This is a genomic window from Streptomyces sp. NPDC052109 (genome assembly GCF_040680195.1).
Taxonomy (GTDB): Bacteria; Actinomycetota; Actinomycetes; order Streptomycetales; family Streptomycetaceae; genus Streptomyces.
Window position 1 is genome coordinate 213,992 of record NZ_JBFAWF010000002.1, and the last position, 19,017, is coordinate 233,008.

Below are 19,017 nucleotides of genomic sequence, written 5' to 3' on the forward strand. Positions count from 1 at the left end.
ATCGCGATGGACGTCCTGATCGTGGGCGGGGGTCCGACGGGCCTGAGCCTCGGCATCGACCTCGCGCGGCGCGGGGTGGCGGCGCTGGTGGTGGAGCGGTCCCGGTCCCTGTTTCCCGGCTCGCGCGGCAAGGGGCTCCAGCCGCGGACCCAGGAGGTCTTCGACGACCTGGGTGTCCTGGACGCGATCCGGGCGGCGGGCGGCCCCTATCCGAACCGGATGATCTGGAAGGACGGGGAGCGCATCGGTGAACAGCCGATGTTCGACCACGTGGCGGCGGACGAGGGCGCGCCGTACACCGAGCCGCTGATGATCCCGCAGTGGCGCACGCAGGAGGTGCTGTACGCGCGACTGGCCGAGCTGGGCGGAAAGGTCTCCTTCGGATGCGAGGTGACGGGCCTGGGGCAGGACGCGGACGGCGTGACCGTGCGGTTCGCCGACGGCACGACCGCCCGCGCGGGGTACGTCGTCGCGGCCGACGGAGGACGCTCGGTGGTCCGGCACGCACTGGACGTGGGCATGACCGGAGAGACCGTCGACCCGGCGCCGTTCCTGGTGGCGGACGTCCGGCTGACCGGCCTGGACCGGGACCACTGGCACACGTTCCCGGGAGCCGACGGCACCGGCGTCGCGCTGTGCCCGCTCCCCGGCACGGACGACTTCCAGCTGCAGGCACGCCTGGCCGAGGGCACGGCACCCGACCTGTCCCTGGACGGCATCCGCAAGCTGGTGGCCGCGTACACGCACCTCGACGCCGAGGACGTCACGGAGCTGCGCTGGGCGTCGGACTTCCGCCCGCGCGCCGCCCTGGCGGACCGCTTCCGGGTCGGCCGCGTCCTGCTCGCCGGTGACGCGGCGCACGTCCACTCCCCGGCCGGCGGCCAGGGCCTGAACACCAGCGTCCAGGACGCCTACAACCTGGGCTGGAAGCTGGGCGCGGTCCTGCGCGGCGGGGCGCCGCGGGCGTTGCTGGACACCTACGAGGAGGAGCGCCGGGCGAACGCGGCGGCCATGCTGGACCTCACGACGGGCGTGCACCGCGGGGAGGTGCGACGCGGTAGGGAGACGGTTCAACTGGGGCTGGGCTACCGGGAGTCGTCGCTGAGCATCGAGACGCGGCGGAACCCGGCCGGCCCGCGGGCGGGCGACCGCGCCCCCGACGGCACGGTGTCCGGCGTCCGCCTCTTCGACGCGTTCCGGGGTCCGCACTGGACGCTGCTGGGCGCGCGGACGTCCCTCCCCGGCGTGCGAGCGCTCCCGACGGCGCCGGAGTCGTACGGCCCGGGCGTCTTCCTGGTCCGCCCGGACGGCTATGTGGGCTGGGCGGGCGACACGGCGGACGGGGCCGAGGCCTACCTGGCCGGGCTCGGGGCCCGACCCTGAGCCACCCTAAGCGGCGGCCAGTGTCAGCTTCACCGCGAAGCCCAGGAACAGCGCGCCCGCCGCCGAAGTGGCCGCGGCCGACAGCCGCTTGCGGCGCCGGAACGCGGCCGCGAGGCGCGTGCCGCTGAATATCAGCGCGCTGAGATAGAGGAAGCTCGCCAGCTGGGCGAGGGCGCCGAGGACGACGAAGGACAGCGCGGGGTAGGCGTAGTCCGGGTCGACGAACTGCACGAAGAAGGCGACGAAGAACAGGATCGCCTTGGGGTTGAAGAGACTGACGACGAGGGCGCGCCGGAAGGGCCGCTCCTCGGTGCCGGCGGCGGCAGGCGCGGCGTCCTCCACGGCCTTCTCCCGCCGCGTCCGCCACATCCGCCAGGCGGCCCTCAGCATGCCGACCGCCAGCCAGGTCAGATATCCGGCACCGGCGTACTTCACGATCCCGAACAGCACGGCGTTGGCCTTGAGGAGGGAGGCCACCCCGGCGGCGGACAGCGTCATCAGCACGGTGTCCCCGCACCACACCCCGGCGGCGGCGGTGTAACCGGCCCGGACGCCGCGCCGGGCGGCCACGGAGAGGACGTACAGGGAGTTGGGCCCGGGCAGCAGCACGATCAGGATCAGGCCCGCGAGGTAGGTGGGGAGGTCGATGACGCCGAACATGGCAGGAGTGTCGCACGGGGGTACGACACTCCGGTTCCGGGGCGGGTCAGAACACCTCCGACGGCTCGTACGCGCCCCACACCCCGCGAAGGGCGTTGCAGACCTCCCCCACCGTCGCCCGCCCCCGCAGTGCCTCCTTCATCGGATAGAGGACGTTGTCCTCGCCCTCGGCCGCCTTCTTCAACGCGTCCAGTGCCGTGTCCACCGCCCGCCGGTCCCGCTCGGCCCGGAGCTTCTCCAGGCGCTCCGCCTGCCGGGCCTCGATGGCGGGGTCGACGCGCAGCGGCTCGTACGGCTCCTCCGCGTCGAGCTGGAAGCGGTTCACGCCGACGACCACCCGCTCCCCGGAGTCCGTCTCCTGGGCGATCCGGTAGGCGTTCCGCTCGATCTCGGCCTTCTGGAAGCCCCGCTCGATCGCCGCGACCGCCCCGCCCAGGTCCTCGACCCGCCGCATCAGGTCGACGGCCGCCTCCTCGACGTCGTCGGTCATCCGCTCCATCGCGTAGGAACCGGCGAAGGGGTCCACGGTCGCGGGCACGTCCGTCTCGTGCGCCAGTACCTGCTGGGTCCGCAGCGCCAGCCGCGCGCTCTTGTCCGTCGGCAGCGCGATGGCCTCGTCGAAGGAGTTGGTGTGCAGGGACTGGGTGCCGCCGAGCACGGCGGCCAGTGCCTGGACGGCGACCCGGACCAGATTCACCTCCGGCTGCTGGGCCGTCAGTTGCACGCCCGCCGTCTGGGTGTGGAAGCGGAGCATCAGGGACTTGGGGTTGCGCGCCCCGAACTCCTCCCGCATCACCCGCGCCCAGATCCTGCGGGCGGCCCGGAACTTGGCGACCTCCTCCAGCAGCGTCGTGCGGGCCACGAAGAAGAAGGACAGGCGCGGGGCGAAGTCGTCCACGGACATGCCCGCCGCCACCGCCGTGCGGACGTACTCGATGCCGTCGGCGAGCGTGAAGGCGATCTCCTGTACGGGGCTCGCCCCCGCCTCGGCCATGTGGTAGCCGGAGATCGAGATCGTGTTCCACCTCGGGATCTCGGCGGTGCAGTACTTGAAGATGTCCGCCGTCAGGCGCAGGGAGGGTTTCGGCGGGAAGATGTAGGTCCCACGCGCGATGTACTCCTTCAGCACGTCGTTCTGGATCGTGCCCGTCAGCTGGTCGGCGCGTGCGCCCTGTTCCTCCGCCACCAGCTGGTAGAGGAGCAGGAGGAGAGCCGCCGGGGCGTTGATGGTCATCGAGGTCGAGACCTGGTCGAGCGGAATGCCGTCGAACAGCACCCGCATGTCGTCGATCGAGTCGATCGCCACGCCCACCTTGCCGACCTCGCCGTGCGCGAGGGGCGCGTCGGAGTCGTGGCCCATCTGGGTGGGCAGGTCGAAGGCGACCGACAGGCCCGTGGTGCCGTGGGCGATCAACTGCCGGTAGCGGGCGTTCGACTCGGCCGCCGTGCCGAAGCCGGCGTACTGGCGCATGGTCCAGGGGCGGCCGGTGTACATGCTGGGGTACACGCCGCGGGTGAAGGGATACGTGCCCGGTCCGCCCAGTTTTCCCGCCGGGTCCCAGTCCTGGAGGGCCTCCGGCCCGTAGACCGGCTCGATCGGCAGTCCCGACTCCGACTCACGCGTCATGGATGCCTCCGCAGTACGTCTTGTCACTCCTCACCATGCCCCGTCGTTCGGCGACGGTCACGCTGGGAAGCATCCCGGCATGAGGATCTCGGGAAGACCCGCCGCCGCACTCGCCTCGGCCGCCGCCCTCGCCGCCCTCTGCGGCTGCACCGTGCAGCCCGTGGACACCGACGGAAAACCCCGGGCACCGGTCCACCTCCAGCCGCAGTCACGAACCCCGGGAAGCCGCCCGGCGAATCCCACCCGGACGGCCCAGCCGGCATCCGCTCCCCGGGTGCTGTGGTCTCGCGGGGACAGCGGGCCGGGCGTACGGGAGCTGCAGGCGCGGCTGAGGCAACTGGACTGGCTGTTCGACGGGCCGACGGGGTCGTACGACGATCTGACCGAGCAGGCCGTCCGGGGCTTCCAGGGCAAGCGCGGGCTGCCACGGACCGGGCGGACGGACACCGTCACCTGGCAGCGGCTGGTGGGGATGACCCGGACGCCCGGAATGTGGGACCTGTATCTGATGGGCGGTCAGCCCGCCGGTGCGCCCGATCCGCGCTGTATGACCGGACGCGTCCTGTGCATCGACAAGACGACGCGGACCCTGCGCTGGATGGTCGGCGGACGGACGCTCTCGACGACGGCGGTGCGGTTCGGGACGCAGTACTCCCCGACCCGTGAGGGTGTCTTCCACATCTACTGGAAGGCGCGGAACTGGGTGTCCACGCTCTACCACTCGCCCATGCCGTACGCGATGTTCTTCAGCGGGGGCCAGGCGGTGCACTACTCGTACGACTTCGCGGCGCGCGGCTACGCGGGCGGTTCGCACGGGTGCGTGAACGTCCGGGACGGGGCCGCGATCCAGCAGCTGTTCGCACAGGTGCGGGTGGGCGACGAAGTCGTCATCCACTGGTGAGGGGGATTTCGGGGCGCGGGCGGGACCGGGGGAACGTGTCCCGCCCGCGCCAGGTGCACGAGCCGTAGGTACGGGGGGAACCCCGGCTCAGTGCTACGGCCGATGACCAGTCGGCTCACTCATTACTGCGTCCCGGGCTCCAAAAACGTCACACCTCGCGCCGAGAATTTTTCACGGATCACGAAACCGCAGGTCAGAGGGTTAGAGCGCGGTGTACGTCGGGCTCGGCGTGGCCGTGCCGAGGGGGGTGCCGGCCGGCCGGGCGGGGTGCGAGGGGGCGAAGGCGGAGGGAACGGGCGCGACACCCTCGCCGCGCCGGCCACCGCCGGCGCCCTTGCCGGGATGACCGCCGTCGCCGCCCCGTCCCGGGTGACCGTCGCCGCCCCGGCCGGGGCCCTCGTCGTCACCCTGGCCGGTTCCGCCGCCCTTGCCCTTGTCCTTGCCCTTGCCGTCGGTCTTGCCGTTGTCGCCGCTCCCGTCGCCCTTGCCGCCGTTCGTGGCGCCGCCGGCCGAGTCGACGGTGGACAACAGGACCCTGCAGTACCGGCTCACGCGGGCGCTGCCGCCCGCCAGGTTCTCCAGCACACGCCGGCGGCCGGTGTCCACCTGCTTGCCGTCGCGGATGTCCCGGCAGGCGGCGGCCGCGTCCTTCCACCGGCTGCCGGAGGTGCTGCCGGACGGGTCACCGGTGCCGGAAGCGGAGTTCCCGCCCGTGCGGTCGTCAGGTCCTGCGGCCTCGCCGGGGGCGCCGCCGCGGTCCGTGCCCGCGCCGCCGCTCGGCACGTCAGGGCTCGGGCTCACGCCCGGGCTGCCCTGCGGCGAGGCCGAGGAGAGCGGCCCGGCGGAGGTCTGGTCGGCGGAGACGGAGGCGGCGGGGCGGGGGTGCTCGGGCCCGAACGGCGTGGGCAGGATCCCGCCGGCGGCCATGGCGACCCCGCCGAGCGTGCCCGCGGCCACGGCCGCGGCGAGCGCCAGGCGCACCGGCCGGCCCCAGCGGGGCCCGCGGGCCGGGGTTCCGGTACGGGACGGGGTGCCGATGCGGACCAGGCCCGCGTCGGCGCCGGACAGGGACGGGCGGGAGGTGTCCGCGGCACGGCCGGCGGCGGTGCGTTCGGCGCCGGCGGCCTCGCGGGCCTTGCGGAACGCGGCCAGGGCGGCCTGCTCGCCGGGGAGTTCACCGGTGGTGGGGGCCGCCTCCGCGGACAAGGCGCCGAGCGCCCGGGAGAGGCGTTCGGCCTGGTCACGGGCGCAGGCGTCGACGGCTTCCAGTGACTCACCGCGCAGCAGGCGTTCCGCCGTCTCACGGTTCAGCCACTTGTACTGCTCGTCGGCCATCACATGTCCTTCTGCGTCCGCGCACGCGTATCCGTCACAGTTGCGGACGACACCGCGCGACCGCGCGGTTCTCGCTGGGGTGGGAGCGCGTCGAGCACACCCGCCGATTCCGGATCCTCACCGAGCAGCTCGGCGAGCCGTTTCAGACCGCGGTGCGCGGCGGTGCGTATGGCACCGGCGCGTTTGCCGAGCGTCTCGGCGGCGCTCTTGGCGTCGAGGCCGACCACGACACGCAGCACCACCGCCTCGGCCTGGTCCTGCGGGAGGCGCGCGATGAGGGAGAGGGTGCTGTCGGTGGCCAGGGCCTCGATGGCCTCGCCTGCCGTGTCGGACTCGGCGGCCCGGCCGGTCAGTTCCGTCTCGTCGCCGCCTATGGCGGGGCGGCGGCCGCGCATGCGTATGTGGTCCAGGGCGCGGTTGCGGGCGATGCGGGCGGCCCAGCCACGGAAGCGGTCGGCGTCTCCGCTGAACCGGTCGAGGTCGCGGGCGATCTGCAGCCAGGCCTCCGACGCCACGTCCTCGGCGTCCGGATCACCGACCAGCGTGCGTACGTATCCGAGCAGCCGTGGGTGCACGGCGCGGTACACCGTACGGAACGCGGTCTCGTCTCCGTCCTGTGCCGCACGCACCGCGGCGGTCAGCTCCGCGTCGTCCCCCAGCACCGCACTCCCTTTACGCCTGTTTCCCGGTCGGCGCGAAAGGCACGTTACGGCGTGAAACCGCTCCTCGTCCATGGCCGTAGAAGATGCAACTAACTCGTAACCGGGTACGGATGTGCGCAGGGTGAGGGCGGATCGGCGCGGGGTGTGACAGAAAACGCACTCACGGCGCTGTAGAGAGTACGGGCCGTGCGCGGCCCGTCCGCGCGACGGTCGGGGCCTCTCCTGTGGGGGGTGGCGGCCCCGGCCGTTCGCCTTTCACGGGCCGGATCGGCTTTCGGGCAGCCGCTGTTGACGGACTGCGGGCCGCCGTCCAGTCGCCCCCGGCGGTCTCCGGGGCGCCGCCTAGTCGCCCTTGACGGCCTTCGGGGCGCCGTCGGCCGGCTTCGTGTTCCCCGCGGTCGCCTTCGGCTTCGCGTTCCCGGCACCCGCTCCCGACCCGGCGCCCGCCTTGCCCGACTTACGGTCGTTTTCCTGGCTTTTGCCGTGGCTGGTTGTGTCGTTCGCCACGTGGGCCGCGCAGTAGGCGGCGACCTTGTCCGCGCCGCCCGCCGCCGTGACGAGCCGCTGCCAGGCCGTCGAGTCCAGGGCACCGCCCCGGGCGCCGGCCCGCTCGTAGGTACGGCAGTGGGCCACGGTGTCCCGGGCGGAGTCCGGGTGGTTCGGGCGCGTGGCGGGGGCGGCGGAGCCCGGGCCGGCGGTTCCGTCGGACCTGCCGGGAGCGGTCGGCCGGTGCGGGGCTGCCGTCGACGCGTGCGCCGGGCGAGGGGTGCCCGGCCGGTGGCCGGCGCCGGATCCGGCGGAGCCGATCGCCGCGACGGCGACACCGCCCAGCGTGAGACTCGCGAGCGCCACCGAGAGCGTGGCCTTCAGCGACGGCCGCACCCGCCGCGGCGCGGCGGGCCGCCAGTCGTCCCGGCGCCGAGTGCGCGACGGGGACGCACCCCTCTCGCGGGCGGCGCGGAAGGCGGCCACGGCCAGGCGTTCGGCCTCGCTGTCGACGGCGTCGGCGCGCAGGGCGGCGGCGAGCCGCGCCTCGAATCCGGTGCCGGGGAACTCCCGGTCGACCTGGTCCGGTGCGGACAGGGTGCCGCCGGGCTGCGCCTGCCGGCGGCCGAAGGGGCCGTCGCCGCTGTGCCGTTCACCCATGCCTGTTCCCGTCCTCGTCCGGCGTGCCGGAGTCGCCCCGCCGCCCGGGCCTCGCAGGGGCTCCGGGGCCGAAGGCGCTCCCGTAGTCATACGGCTCGCGGCCGGCGCCGTTCATGTCGACTCACCCAGCGTCCGGGGGCCGTCATCCGTCACACCCCGGGCACCTTCGTTCCCCGGGTCCTGGGCGCCCAACTGCCGGGCGAGGCGTTTCAGGCCGCGGTGCGCGGCCGTGCGGACGGCGCCGGGGCGCTTGCCGAGGACGCGTGCGGCGGCCGAGCCGTCGAGGCCGACGAGCACCCGGAGCAGCACGGCCTCGGCCTGGTCGCGGGGCAGGGTGCGCACCAGCTCCAGCGCCCGTTCCGTGGACAGCGACTCCAGGGCCTGGTCGTGGGTGCTGAGCCGGCCGGGCAGCTCCAGCGCGTCCTGCTCCAGCGGAGCGACCCGGGGTCGTACCCGTCGGCGGCGCAGATGGTCCAGGGCGCGGTGCCGGGCGATGGTCGCGGTCCAGCCGCGGAACCCCGCGCCGTCGCCCCTGAACCGCCCGAGGTCGCGCGCGATCTCCAGCCAGGCGTCGGCGGCCACGTCCTCGGCGTCCTCGCCGACCAGGCCCCGCACATAGCCGAGCAGGCCGGGCTGCACGATCCGGTAGGCGACCGCGAAGGCGGTCTCGTCGCCGTCCTGGGCCCGCGCGACGGCCGCGCCCAGCTCCCCGTCCCGCGGCTGCGGGCGCCGGGGTTCCGCTCCCTGGCCCAAGAACCGTCCTCGTCCGTACCCGGCCCGGGCTCGTGCCCGCGCTCGCACCCGATCCGCGTCCTACGACACGGCCACCCGTGCTCCATGTCCCACCGTGATCAGCGCCGGGCGGCACGGATGTGTCACAGCACCCGGCGTCCCCCCGGCCCCGCATCCGCGGCGGCGCCACCATCGGCCGACCACCTGGTCAGGGCGGGCGGCTCGACCGCCGTCGGGCGCCCGGCCGGGCTGGACGTCGGGTTCCTCGACCGCGGCACCGGCCCGGCGGCCGGCCCACGTGGGCGGCGAGGACGGCGAGGACGGCGGCGACGGCATCCTGATGTACCTGCCGAGCGACAGTTCCGGACTCGGCTACTCCGAGACCGCGGTCCTCAGCGAGTCGGCCCTCGGTACGCCGACCGACGCGGCGCCGGGCACCACCCCGGCGCCGTGACGGTCAGTGGCCGGCCCCGGTCGCGTCCCGGCACAGCAGGCGCAGCGAGCCGTGGCCGTCGTAGACACGCCGGGCCTCGTCGATGGGGTCCCAGAGCCGGCCGTCGGGGGTGCGCACCCAGTGGTCGGCGCCGGTCGCCCACCACTCGGCGCCGCTCTGGCGGACGATCACCTCACCGGCGTACGCACCGAAGCCGCGCAGCACGTTCCCGACGGCCGCGTACGGCGGTCCCTCGCGCCGGATCTCCTCGATCATCCGGTCGACCCGCCACAGGCTCTGCGCCGAGTAGTCGAGCCGCACCCGGGCGCCCTCGCGCATGGTCGCCACGGTGTCCGCGGCCCACCGCACGGGCTTCGCCGCCGCGTGCGGCCTGGTCTCCTGCTGTGCTGTCACGTAGTGGGCTGTCACATAGGGAAGAGCGAGCGGGCCGGGACAACCGTCACCGCGTTCCGAACCGTTTCGCCAACCGTCGCGGAACTGCCCCAGGTCCACCGCAGGACAGACACAGGACTCCCGCACGGAAAGAGTTTGAGCGCGTCTCAGACGCCCGGTTCCGACTCGCTCCGCGCCCGGCGGGACACCACCGCGCGCAGCACCCGCCGGCCCTCGATCGACAGATCCAGTGCGCGGCGCAGTCCGTTGGGGCCGTGCTCGGCCAGCACGTCCAGCACCGCCGTCTGGCGCCGCAGCTCGGCCGCGACCAGGGGCGGCAGCTCCGCCGTGTCCCCCGCGCGCCCGGCATCGAGGGCCTCGGTGTCCGAGGTGCCGTCGGCCGCGGGATCGAGCAGCCGGTGGATGCGCAGCGAGGCGACCGAGCAGGCGTCGGCCCAGGGCCGTACCGCGTCGGCGGTGCGCTCGGCCGGCGCCGCCTGAAGCATGCGGCGCGCCAGCCGCGCGGCCTCGTCGTCCGCGGACTCCCCGGCACCGAGCGCGCCGCGGGCCTTCTCCAGGCCCGCGGCCCAGTCGGAGCCGTCGGCGAGGCTCGCCCACAGGGGCCGCAGCAGCTCGTCGTCGGCGCCGAGCAGCGACAGGCACCGATCCAAACAAGCCAACCCGCTGGCGGCCAGTCCGCGTTCGTCGGCCTGTGCGATCCGTTCCACCAGGCTCATGAAATGTCTCCCTCGCCGGGGCACCGACCGGAACGGAGCCCGCACTTCCCCTTACTGCGTGCGACGGCACAGGAGTGTCACAGTAGCGGGTTTTCAGCCAACGAAGGCGGTTCAGCCGAGCTTTGCCGCCAGTTGCCGGAACTGCTGCCAGGTCAGGGCCGGCTTGCCCGGGTCCCACAGCTTCTGCACGGTGGCCCGCAGCGGCATCCGGATGCCGGCCGCGACCTGCGCGTCGGTCTGCGCGTTCGGGAAGTCGCCCCACACCGCGAACGAACCGCCGAGGATCTGCCCGTCGTAGCGCGCCGGCACGGCCGTCGTGCCGCGCAGCACCAGCGGGTTCCACTGCTCGTAGATCCGCCGACCGGTCGGATAGACGAAGGTCTGCGGCTGGCCGAGGACGTAGTAGAGGAACTCGTCGTTGTAGTTGATGACCTTCCGGCCCGCGCTCAGGTACTCGGCGGGCTGCCGGGCGCCGATCTCCTTGCCGGTCCAGTAGGCGACCTGGAGGTCCCCCGCGGCCTGCACGGAGGTGCCCTTGTAGAAGCCGTCGTTCCAGGCCCGCATGGTCTTGTCGTGAGCGCGCACGGTGGCGGCGCGGTCGTCGAGCCAGCCGGTGGTGAGGTCGGCGACGGTGCCGCCGGAGCCGTACTTCTGCCGGGCGGCGGCCGCGAGCTGCGGATAGGAGGCCTGCGGGTCCTTCGCCGTCAGCGCCTGGTACTCGTCGCCGCCGAGATTCCACTGGTTGCCGGTGAACAGCCCCGCGTACTCGTTGAGCAGATCGTCCACGAGCTTGGCGGAGGCGGGCTTGGAGATGTCGATCGCGCCCTTGGTGGCGACCCCGCTCGCGTTGCGCAGCTGGAGGTCGGGGTGGGCGGCGAGGACGGCGCCCAGATGCCCCGGCGAGTCGATCTCCGGCACGACCGTGATGTGCCGGCTGTCGGCGAGGGCCACGATGTTCTTGACCTGGGCCTTGGTCAGATGGTCCTTGGAGACGATCTCGGGGTGGGTGCTGGACTCGATACGGAACGCCTGGTCGTCGGAGAAGTGCAGCCCCAGCTCGTTGAACTTCAGGTCCCCCAACTCCCGTATGCGGTCCTCGATCCAGGATTCGGAGAACGGTTTGCGTGCGATGTCCAGCATGAACCCGCGCACCGGCTTGGCCGGCTCGTCCCGTACGACCCCCTCCGGCGCCGTACCGCCCCCGTGGACCTCCTGCTTCAGCGTGCGGGTGCCGTAGAACACCCCCGCCTCGCCCGGCCCGCCGATATCGACCCGCCCGTCCCGGACGGTCATGGTGTACGACTCCTGGTTGCCACCCCCGCCGCCGAGCGCGAGCCGGACGTCCCCGGCCCGGACGTCGTCCTTCTCCCCCGCGTAGGTGATCCCCAGCTCGCCGGCGATCAGCCGCCCCTCGTCGGCCAGCTCCGCGTCGCTGACGACCACCCGGTCCGCCTTCTGAGGTTTCCAGCCGGGCCCGCGCGCCGGAGTGTGGGAACGCACCGCGGGTATGGTGCGCGGCGCCTGGGAGAGCGGATAGGACCGGCCGGGCGCCGGACTCGCCGAGGGCGTCGCCGCGCCACTGGAGGCACTGCCGGCCACCTGGCCGGGAGACGACTGTCCCGCACTCCCCTCCGGCGTCCCGCCGCCCCCGCCCGAGGAGGCCCACACGCCGACCCCCGTGCCGAGCGCGACGGTCCCCACGACCGCGGCGGCCACCACCGCCCGCTTCCGTATCGCCTGCTGCGCCGGAGCACGGCGCTTGTGCTGGGTCACCCTGCCAACGTACGACCGATCCGAGCGCCGTTCGTCACCCGAGCGCTCCGAAACTCTTCCGTCCGAGTGAATTTCAGGCATCACACGCACACACAGTGATCACTCTCGATAACCTGAGGGCACACCTTTCACAGCATCCCCTGCCACGCCACATGTGACGCGAGGACCCACGCTGCCCGCCCACCGTCTCCCCTGCCTCCCCAAGCCCCTCGACGCATTCAACGCCGCTCCCGCCGACGAGGCCCGCGCCCTCCTGCTGCACTGTCTGCGCAGCCCGCGCTGGTGCGACCGCATCGCGGACCACCGCCCCTACCCCGACCTGGAGTCGCTCCTGGCCGCGGCGGACGAGGCGGCGTACGACCTGTCACCGAGCGACCTGTCGGAGGCCCTGGCCGGAGAATCCCTCCCCGACCTGCCCGAGGACACCTATTCGGCGGCCCACATGGCCCTGAGCGCGGCCCACGCGGCCTACGAGGCCAGATTCGGACACACGTTCGTCATCTATCTGGGGGACACCCACCCGGACGAATCCCTCGACCGCATCCTCGAAGCCATCCGGTCACGATTGACGAACGATCCCGAGGAGGAACGGGTCATAGCGGCGGAGGAGCTGCGGCGCCTGGCCCGAGGGAGACTCACCGCCTGCCTGAGAAACCCCGCCGGTAACCCATCCGGTGCCAGTTTGATCACACAGGTAGGCCCCCCGTAAGCGTCACCGCGCCGCATGGATACCATGCAGAGGGCCGGTGGACCGTACCCGGCCGGGCCCGACCGACCGTGAAGCCGGCGCGGCCCTAGTCCCCGCTCCCGGAGGGTTCTTCCGTGCCGGCTGGAACGCTGTACCGCGGCCGGGAAGGAATGTGGTCCTGGGTGGCTCACCGAGTCACCGGCGTCCTCATCTTCTTCTTCCTGTTCGTTCACGTGCTGGACACCGCTCTCGTGCGTGTCTCCCCCGAGGACTACGACAAGGTCGTGTCCACGTACAAGACGCCGATCGTCGCGCTGCTGGAGTACGGCCTCGTCGCCGCCATCCTCTTCCACGCGCTCAACGGCCTGCGCGTCATCGCCGTCGACTTCTGGTCGAAGGGCCCGCGCTACCAGAAGCAGATGTTCTGGACCGTGATGGGTGTCTGGATCGTGCTGATGCTCGGGGCGATCTACCCGGTCCTCGGCCACGCCGCCCGTGTTCTCTTTGGGAGCTGACGCCGATGTCCACCACTGAAACCACCGCGTCCGGCGTCGGCCCCGTCGAGGGCGCCCCCGTCTACAACGTCGACAACCCGGCCCCGCTGATCGAGGCGCCGCGCAAGCGCACCAAGAAGTCCCCGAAGTCGACCCGGGGCAACTTCGAGCTCGCCGCCTGGCTGTTCATGCGCCTGTCCGGCGTCGTGCTGGTCGTCCTGGTGATCGGCCACCTGGTGATCCAGCTCGTGCTGGACGGTGGCGTCTCCAAGGTCGGCTTCGCCTTCGTGGCGGGCCGCTGGGCGTCCCCCTGGTGGCAGGTCTGGGACCTGCTGATGCTGTGGCTCGCGATGCTGCACGGCGCCAACGGCCTGCGCACGGTCATCAACGACTACGCCGAGCGGCCGGCCTCCCGCATGTGGCTGAAGGCCCTGCTGTACACCGCCACGGTGTGGACCATCCTGCTGGGCACGCTGGTGATCTTCACCTTCGACCCGAACATCCGCTAGGCACGGGGCTGCGAGAATCATGAAGATCCACAAGTACGACACCGTCATCGTCGGCGCCGGTGGCGCGGGCATGCGCGCGGCCATCGAGTCGACGAAGCGCAGCCGCACCGCCGTGCTCACCAAGCTCTACCCCACCCGCTCCCACACGGGCGCCGCGCAGGGCGGCATGGCCGCCGCGCTCGCCAACGTGGAGGAGGACAACTGGGAGTGGCACACCTTCGACACGGTCAAGGGCGGCGACTACCTGGTCGACCAGGACGCCGCCGAGATCCTGGCGAAGGAGGCCATCGACGCCGTCCTCGACCTGGAGAAGATGGGCCTGCCGTTCAACCGGACCCCGAACGGCACCATCGACCAGCGCCGCTTCGGCGGTCACTCCCGCAACCACGGCGAGGCGCCGGTCCGCCGGTCCTGCTACGCCGCGGACCGCACCGGCCACATGATCCTCCAGACGCTGTACCAGAACTGCGTCAAGGAGGGCGTGGAGTTCTTCAACGAGTTCTACGTCCTGGACCAGCTCATCACCGAGGTCGACGGCGTCAAGCGCTCCGCCGGTGTCGTCGCCTACGAGCTGGCGACCGGCGAGATCCACATCTTCCAGGCGAAGGCCGTCATCTACGCCTCCGGCGGCACCGGCAAGTTCTTCAAGGTGACCTCCAACGCGCACACCCTCACCGGTGACGGCCAGGCCGCCGTCTACCGCCGGGGTCTGCCGCTGGAGGACATGGAGTTCTTCCAGTTCCACCCGACCGGCATCTGGCGCATGGGCATCCTGCTCACCGAGGGCGCCCGCGGTGAGGGCGGCATCCTGCGCAACAAGGACGGCGAGCGCTTCATGGAGAAGTACGCTCCCGTCATGAAGGACCTGGCGTCCCGTGACGTCGTGTCCCGCTCCATCTACACGGAGATCCGCGAGGGCCGCGGCTGTGGTCCCGAGGGCGACCACGTCTACCTCGACCTGACCCACCTGCCGCCGGAGCAGCTGGACGCCAAGCTCCCGGACATCACCGAGTTCGCGCGGACGTACCTGGGTATCGAGCCGTACACGGACCCGATCCCGATCCAGCCGACCGCGCACTACGCGATGGGCGGCATCCCGACGAACGTCGAGGGTGAGGTCCTGGCGGACAACACCACCGTCGTCCCGGGCCTGTACGCGGCCGGCGAGGTCGCCTGTGTCTCCGTGCACGGCGCCAACCGCCTCGGCACCAACTCGCTGCTGGACATCAACGTCTTCGGCCGTCGCGCGGGCATCGCCGCCGCCGAGTACGCGCACACGACGGACTTCGTCGAGCTGCCGGAGAACCCGGAGACGTTCGTCGTCGAGCAGATCGAGCGGCTGCGCAACTCCACCGGCAACGAGCGGGTGGCCACCCTGCGCCGCGAGCTGCAGGAGACCATGGACGCCAACGTCATGGTGTTCCGCACCGAGCAGACGATCAAGACGGCCGTCGAGAAGATCGCCGAGCTGCGCGAGCGCTACAAGAACGTGGCGATCCAGGACAAGGGCAGGCGGTTCAACACCGACCTGCTGGAGGCCATCGAGCTGGGCAACCTGCTGGAGCTGGCCGAGGTCATGGCCGTCTCGGCGCTGGCCCGCAAGGAGTCCCGCGGCGGTCACTACCGCGAGGACTACCCGAACCGCGACGACGTCAACTTCATGCGCCACACCATGGCGTACCGCGAGGTCGGCGCCGACGGCTCGGAAACCGTCCGTCTCGACTACAAGCCGGTCGTCCAGACCCGCTACCAGCCGATGGAGCGTAAGTACTGATGGCTACCCCTGTTCTGGACAAGGCGGACGCGGCCGGCCGGCCCGAGCCCGGCTTCGCCGACTCCCCCTACATCACGGTCACCTTCCGGATCCGCCGGTTCAACCCGGAGGTCTCGGCGGAGGCGACCTGGGAAGACTTCCAGCTGGAGATCGACCCGAAGGAGCGTGTCCTCGACGGCCTCCACAAGATCAAGTGGGACGTCGACGGCACCCTCACCTTCCGTCGCAGTTGTGCGCACGGCATCTGCGGTTCGGACGCGATGCGGATCAACGGCAAGAACCGCCTTGCCTGCAAGACCCTCATCAAGGACATCAACCCCGAGAAGCCGATCACGGTCGAGCCCATCAAGGGCCTGACGGTCCTCAAGGACCTCGTGGTCGACATGGAGCCGTTCTTCCAGGCGTACCGGGACGTGATGCCGTTCCTGGTCACCAAGGAGACGAACGAGCCGACCCGTGAGCGGCTGCAGTCCGCCGAGGACCGCGCGCGCTTCGACGACACCACCAAGTGCATCCTGTGCGCCGCGTGCACGTCGTCCTGCCCGGTGTTCTGGAACGACGGCCAGTACTTCGGTCCGGCCGCGATCGTGAACGCCCACCGCTTCATCTTCGACAGCCGCGACGAGGCGGGCGAGCAGCGCCTGGAGATCCTCAACGACCGCGACGGCGTGTGGCGTTGCCGCACGACCTTCAACTGCACGGACGCCTGCCCGCGCGGTATCGAGGTGACCAAGGCGATCCAGGAAGTGAAGCGCGCGCTCATCACGCGTCGCTACTGATCCGCCGTTCGCCCTCGGCGACTCGGGCCCCGTCCTCCGGTTCCGCACCGGGGCGGGGCCCTCGCCGTACAACTCTTCCAGCGCCCTGTGGGTCTCCTGAGCACGCGATCAAGGAGATACATGCGCATCCACAGAAAGCTCGCCGTGGCGACGGTCACGGCCCTCGCGCTGACCGGCGCGCTGACGGCCCTCACTCCGTCGGCGGCGGCCGCGGCACCCGCCAAGTACGCCGACGACTTCAACGCCGACGGCTACCGGGACTACGCGACCGGGCTGGCCGGTGAGGTCACCGTGACCTACGGGACGGCGACGGGACCGGGTCCGAAGACGGTGAGGTTCACCCAGGACAGCCCCGGCATCCCCGGCAGGGCCGGCAGCGGGGACGCCCTCGACACCTTCGGCGACGCCCTCGCAACCGCGGACTTCAACGCCGACGGGTACGCCGACCTCGCCGTCGGCGACCCCCGCGAGACGGTCGGCACGAAGAAGGCCGCGGGCGCGGTCACCATCCTGTGGGGCGCCAGGACGGGGCTCGGCACGAAGGCCACGCTGCTGCCCGCCACGGCCCGCGCCGACCACGGCTTCGGCGCGTTCCTCGCCTCCGGGGACTTCAACGGCGACGGCAAGGCGGACCTGGCCGTCGCCGACGCCCTTCACACCGTGTACATCTACCGGGGCGGCTTCTCCACGTCCGGTACGACCGGCAAGGTCACCCAGCACACCACCGCCCGGACGCTGCAGCCGACCGGGCTCGTCGCGGGCAAGGTCACCAAGGACGACGCGACGGACCTGTACGTCCTCGGCCAGGGCTACCAGAACGGCAAGGCGACGCAGGCCGCCTGGTTCCTGCGCGGCGGCTCCACCGTCACCTCCGGCACGTTCACCACGTACGACGCCTCGACGCCGGACTACATGCCGTCCGGGGTGGTCGCCGACTTCGACAAGAACGGTTACGGGGACCTGGCCGTCAGCGACACCGCGTACGACAAGGGCGCCGGCTCGGTCGTCGTCCTGCGCGGCGGAGCGAGCGGCGCGACCACCTCCTACCGCCTGACGCAGTCCACCGCCGGCGTGGCCACCGCCGCCACCGCCCACGACGGCTTCGGCACCGCGCTCTCCGCCGGCGACACCAACCGTGACGGCTACCCGGACCTCGCGGTCGGCGTGCCCGAGGAGGAGGTCGGTGCGGTGGCGAACGCGGGCGGTGTGCACGTGCTGCGGGGCGGCAAGAGCGGTCTCACCGGCACCGGTTCCCAGTGGTTCACCCGGGCCACGGCGGGCGTGCCGGGCGACGCCACGCGCGACCAGGGCTTCGGCATGTTCGTCCGGCTGCGCGACGCCGACCGGGACGGCGACGCGGATCTGCTGGTCGCGAGCGCCGACCCGTACTACGGGACCGTGCTGCTGCGCGGCGGCGCCTCCGGCATCACGACCGGCGGTGCTGCCGAGACCGACGTGGACCCCGCCTTCCCGCAGTAGCCCCGCTGCCGCCTCCGTCCCGGGGCCCCACCGGAGTGCCTTCCGGTGGGGCTCCTCGCTTCCGGGGGGACTGACTCCTAATCTGACGACATGTCAGACGAAGAGTCGTACGAACTGCTCGGTTTCGACAACGTACTGCTCCCGGTCGGCCATCTCGGCGAGGCCGTCGACTTCTACGAGCGCGCCGGGTTCAGCGTCGGTTTCCGGTTCGACGAGGGCGGGATCGCGCTGCTGAAGGTCGGCAAGGAGACGCCCGGGATCCTGCTGCGCACCGAGGAGGCGCTGGGGCAGCGGACGCCGCCGTGGCCCTCGCCGCGCGTCTGGCTGGAGGTGCCGGACGCCCGGGCGGCCGCGCGGAAGCTGACCGGCTCCGGCATCCGTCCCCTGGACGAGGTGTTCCAGGTGGCCACCGGCTGGACCGTGGAGTTCGCCGACCCGTGGGGCAACGTCCTCGGCTTCACGGACTACACCAAGCGCCCGGAACTGGGCCGCGGAAGCCGGGCCCTCTTGAGTTGAACACGTTCAAAAACAGCGCTACAGTCATCCCTGTCAGCGTTTTGAACGCGTTCAAGAAGGGGTGGGGGCATGGACCGCACGGTCGTCGCCTACGTCATCTACCTGGTCGTCAGCATCGCACTGACCGTCTGGGTGGCCCGAACGCTCAGCCGCAACGGCAGGATCTTCCTCGCCGATGTGCTGCGGGGCAACGAGAAGCTCGCGGACGCCGTCAACCACCTGCTGGTCGTCGGCTTCTACCTGGTCAACCTCGGCTTCGTGGCGCTGTACCTGAGCGGCGACGAGACGATCGAGGACACCCGCGGCGTCTTCGAGGCCCTGTCGACCAAGCTGGGCGTGGTCCTGCTGGTGCTCGGCGCGATGCACCTGGGCAACGTGTACGTGCTCAACCGGATCCGCCGGCGCGGGATCATGGAGCGCGAGCAGGTGCCCCCGGTCGGTCCGCAGGAATGGATCAGCCCGGCGGCCGGGGCGTGACCGCCGTGACCACCAGGGAGGACCGTGGCGCCACGGGGGGCGTCACGGTCCGCGGGCTGACCGTGCTGTACGACGCCGAGTGCGGCCTGTGCGCCCATCTGCGGGACTGGCTCGTGCGGCAGCCCCAGCTGGTCCCGCTGGACCTGGTGCCGGCGGGCTCGGACCGGGCCCGGGCCCGCTTCCCCGGACTCGACCACTCGGCCACCCTCGACGACGTCACCGTCGTCGGCGACTCCGGCCAGGTCTACCGGGGCACCCACGCCTGGATCGTCGTGCTGTGGGCGCTGCGCGAACACCGGCCGCTCGCCCACCGGCTGAGCACCCCGGCCGGCACCCGGCTCGCCCGCGGCGCGGTGCTGGCCGCGGCGAAGTGGCGCGGTGCGCAGCGGCACGACGGCGGGTGGAACTGGGGCGGGTCGACCTACCGGCGGCAGGACGGATGGTCCTACCGACCGGACACGGGCTGGAGCTACACCCCGCCCTCCTGCTCCGGCGGCGCCTGCGGCACCGGTTAGGCTC

Annotated in this window: 21 protein-coding genes; 12 read left to right on the forward strand and 9 right to left on the reverse strand. The window is 72.1% G+C overall.

What is annotated here, in order from left to right:
- Positions 1-1,383 carry an FAD-dependent monooxygenase gene (locus tag AB0L59_RS06500; protein ID WP_365580949.1) on the forward strand — a complete coding sequence of 461 codons (1,383 nt, stop codon included), beginning with the start codon at positions 1-3 and terminating at the stop codon, positions 1,381-1,383.
- A 6-nt stretch (positions 1,384-1,389) separates the two neighbouring features.
- On the opposite strand, the gene leuE is transcribed toward AB0L59_RS06500, so the two are convergent.
- Together leuE and AB0L59_RS06510 are read right to left on the reverse strand one after the other, a co-directional pair.
- Positions 1,390-2,043 (reverse strand): leucine efflux protein LeuE, encoded by a 654-nt coding sequence (leuE, locus tag AB0L59_RS06505; protein ID WP_365579986.1) that lies wholly within the window; start codon positions 2,041-2,043, stop codon positions 1,390-1,392.
- Between the two features lie 46 nt (positions 2,044-2,089).
- Positions 2,090-3,670, reverse strand: coding sequence for a methylmalonyl-CoA mutase family protein (locus tag AB0L59_RS06510; protein ID WP_365579989.1), 1,581 nt, complete (start codon positions 3,668-3,670; stop codon positions 2,090-2,092).
- 79 nt (positions 3,671-3,749) lie between these two features.
- Here AB0L59_RS06510 and AB0L59_RS06515 point away from each other — a divergent pair, with 79 nt between their 5' ends.
- The gene (locus tag AB0L59_RS06515; RefSeq protein ID WP_365579992.1) at positions 3,750-4,571 is read left to right on the forward strand and encodes a L,D-transpeptidase family protein; all 822 of its coding nucleotides are present in this window, start codon (positions 3,750-3,752) and stop codon (positions 4,569-4,571) included.
- 201 nt (positions 4,572-4,772) lie between these two features.
- Here the strand turns inward: AB0L59_RS06515 and AB0L59_RS06520 are convergent, their stop codons facing one another.
- From AB0L59_RS06520 to AB0L59_RS06535, 4 genes are all read right to left on the reverse strand, one after another.
- Complete coding sequence (locus tag AB0L59_RS06520) at positions 4,773-5,906, reverse strand: hypothetical protein (protein ID WP_365579995.1); 1,134 nt, start codon at positions 5,904-5,906, stop codon at positions 4,773-4,775.
- Entirely contained in the window at positions 5,906-6,568 is a 663-nt protein-coding gene (locus AB0L59_RS06525; protein WP_365579998.1) for an RNA polymerase sigma factor, read from the reverse strand. Before AB0L59_RS06525 ends, AB0L59_RS06520 begins: the two co-directional genes overlap by 1 nt.
- Positions 6,569-6,910: 342 nt before the next feature.
- Positions 6,911-7,714: a hypothetical protein gene (locus AB0L59_RS06530; RefSeq protein ID WP_365580000.1), complete on the reverse strand. Its 804-nt coding sequence runs from the start codon at positions 7,712-7,714 to the stop codon at positions 6,911-6,913.
- Positions 7,715-7,825: 111 nt separating this feature from the next.
- Positions 7,826-8,467: an RNA polymerase sigma factor gene (locus AB0L59_RS06535; protein ID WP_365580002.1), complete on the reverse strand. Its 642-nt coding sequence runs from the start codon at positions 8,465-8,467 to the stop codon at positions 7,826-7,828.
- Between the two features lie 277 nt (positions 8,468-8,744).
- Between AB0L59_RS06535 and AB0L59_RS06540 the strand changes: the two genes are divergently transcribed.
- Complete coding sequence (locus AB0L59_RS06540) at positions 8,745-8,900, forward strand: hypothetical protein (protein ID WP_365580005.1); 156 nt, start codon at positions 8,745-8,747, stop codon at positions 8,898-8,900.
- 3 nt (positions 8,901-8,903) lie between these two features.
- Here the strand turns inward: AB0L59_RS06540 and AB0L59_RS06545 are convergent, their stop codons facing one another.
- From AB0L59_RS06545 to AB0L59_RS06555, 3 genes are all read right to left on the reverse strand, one after another.
- The gene (locus tag AB0L59_RS06545; protein WP_365580007.1) at positions 8,904-9,293 is read right to left on the reverse strand and encodes a hypothetical protein; all 390 of its coding nucleotides are present in this window, start codon (positions 9,291-9,293) and stop codon (positions 8,904-8,906) included.
- 146 nt (positions 9,294-9,439) lie between these two features.
- Positions 9,440-10,009: a hypothetical protein gene (locus tag AB0L59_RS06550; RefSeq protein WP_365580010.1), complete on the reverse strand. Its 570-nt coding sequence runs from the start codon at positions 10,007-10,009 to the stop codon at positions 9,440-9,442.
- Positions 10,010-10,120: 111 nt separating this feature from the next.
- Entirely contained in the window at positions 10,121-11,782 is a 1,662-nt protein-coding gene (locus tag AB0L59_RS06555; RefSeq protein WP_365580013.1) for a glycoside hydrolase family 20 protein, read from the reverse strand.
- Positions 11,783-11,936: 154 nt separating this feature from the next.
- Between AB0L59_RS06555 and AB0L59_RS06560 the strand changes: the two genes are divergently transcribed.
- From AB0L59_RS06560 to AB0L59_RS06600, 9 genes are all read left to right on the forward strand, one after another.
- Positions 11,937-12,491: a 2-oxo-4-hydroxy-4-carboxy-5-ureidoimidazoline decarboxylase gene (locus tag AB0L59_RS06560; protein ID WP_365580015.1), complete on the forward strand. Its 555-nt coding sequence runs from the start codon at positions 11,937-11,939 to the stop codon at positions 12,489-12,491.
- A 113-nt stretch (positions 12,492-12,604) separates the two neighbouring features.
- Entirely contained in the window at positions 12,605-12,985 is a 381-nt protein-coding gene (gene sdhC, locus AB0L59_RS06565) for a succinate dehydrogenase, cytochrome b556 subunit (protein ID WP_365580018.1), read from the forward strand.
- Between the two features lie 5 nt (positions 12,986-12,990).
- Entirely contained in the window at positions 12,991-13,473 is a 483-nt protein-coding gene (locus AB0L59_RS06570; protein ID WP_365580020.1) for a succinate dehydrogenase hydrophobic membrane anchor subunit, read from the forward strand.
- Between the two features lie 19 nt (positions 13,474-13,492).
- Positions 13,493-15,247 carry a succinate dehydrogenase flavoprotein subunit gene (gene sdhA, locus AB0L59_RS06575; RefSeq protein ID WP_365580022.1) on the forward strand — a complete coding sequence of 585 codons (1,755 nt, stop codon included), beginning with the start codon at positions 13,493-13,495 and terminating at the stop codon, positions 15,245-15,247.
- Positions 15,247-16,026 carry a succinate dehydrogenase iron-sulfur subunit gene (locus tag AB0L59_RS06580; protein WP_360661025.1) on the forward strand — a complete coding sequence of 260 codons (780 nt, stop codon included), beginning with the start codon at positions 15,247-15,249 and terminating at the stop codon, positions 16,024-16,026. The genes sdhA and AB0L59_RS06580 overlap by 1 nt, the downstream gene beginning before the upstream one ends.
- Before the next feature lie 120 nt (positions 16,027-16,146).
- Positions 16,147-17,505 (forward strand): FG-GAP and VCBS repeat-containing protein, encoded by a 1,359-nt coding sequence (locus AB0L59_RS06585; RefSeq protein ID WP_365580025.1) that lies wholly within the window; start codon positions 16,147-16,149, stop codon positions 17,503-17,505.
- Between the two features lie 90 nt (positions 17,506-17,595).
- Positions 17,596-18,021, forward strand: a complete 426-nt coding sequence (locus AB0L59_RS06590) for a VOC family protein (protein WP_365580028.1) — start codon at positions 17,596-17,598, stop codon at positions 18,019-18,021.
- 69 nt (positions 18,022-18,090) lie between these two features.
- Positions 18,091-18,498: a hypothetical protein gene (locus AB0L59_RS06595; protein ID WP_365580031.1), complete on the forward strand. Its 408-nt coding sequence runs from the start codon at positions 18,091-18,093 to the stop codon at positions 18,496-18,498.
- The gene (locus AB0L59_RS06600; RefSeq protein ID WP_365580033.1) at positions 18,471-19,013 is read left to right on the forward strand and encodes a DUF393 domain-containing protein; all 543 of its coding nucleotides are present in this window, start codon (positions 18,471-18,473) and stop codon (positions 19,011-19,013) included. Before AB0L59_RS06595 ends, AB0L59_RS06600 begins: the two co-directional genes overlap by 28 nt.
- Positions 19,014-19,017 lie beyond the last annotated feature (4 nt).

Bases quoted from the DNA above. Each gene is read 5' to 3' on its own strand.
- leuE (WP_365579986.1), bottom strand. From the start codon at position 2,043: ATGTTCGGCGTCATCGACCTCCCCACCTACCTCGCGGGCCTGATCCTG.
- AB0L59_RS06510 (WP_365579989.1), bottom strand. From the start codon at position 3,670: ATGACGCGTGAGTCGGAGTCGGGACTGCCGATCGAGCCGGTCTACGGG.
- AB0L59_RS06515 (WP_365579992.1), top strand. From the start codon at position 3,750: ATGAGGATCTCGGGAAGACCCGCCGCCGCACTCGCCTCGGCCGCCGCC.
- AB0L59_RS06520 (WP_365579995.1), bottom strand. From the start codon at position 5,906: ATGGCCGACGAGCAGTACAAGTGGCTGAACCGTGAGACGGCGGAACGC.
- AB0L59_RS06530 (WP_365580000.1), bottom strand. From the start codon at position 7,714: ATGGGTGAACGGCACAGCGGCGACGGCCCCTTCGGCCGCCGGCAGGCG.
- AB0L59_RS06550 (WP_365580010.1), bottom strand. From the start codon at position 10,009: ATGAGCCTGGTGGAACGGATCGCACAGGCCGACGAACGCGGACTGGCC.
- AB0L59_RS06570 (WP_365580020.1), top strand. From the start codon at position 12,991: ATGTCCACCACTGAAACCACCGCGTCCGGCGTCGGCCCCGTCGAGGGC.
- sdhA (WP_365580022.1), top strand. From the start codon at position 13,493: ATGAAGATCCACAAGTACGACACCGTCATCGTCGGCGCCGGTGGCGCG.
- AB0L59_RS06580 (WP_360661025.1), top strand. From the start codon at position 15,247: ATGGCTACCCCTGTTCTGGACAAGGCGGACGCGGCCGGCCGGCCCGAG.
- AB0L59_RS06585 (WP_365580025.1), top strand. From the start codon at position 16,147: ATGCGCATCCACAGAAAGCTCGCCGTGGCGACGGTCACGGCCCTCGCG.
- AB0L59_RS06590 (WP_365580028.1), top strand. From the start codon at position 17,596: ATGTCAGACGAAGAGTCGTACGAACTGCTCGGTTTCGACAACGTACTG.
- AB0L59_RS06595 (WP_365580031.1), top strand. From the start codon at position 18,091: ATGGACCGCACGGTCGTCGCCTACGTCATCTACCTGGTCGTCAGCATC.
- AB0L59_RS06600 (WP_365580033.1), top strand. From the start codon at position 18,471: ATGGATCAGCCCGGCGGCCGGGGCGTGACCGCCGTGACCACCAGGGAG.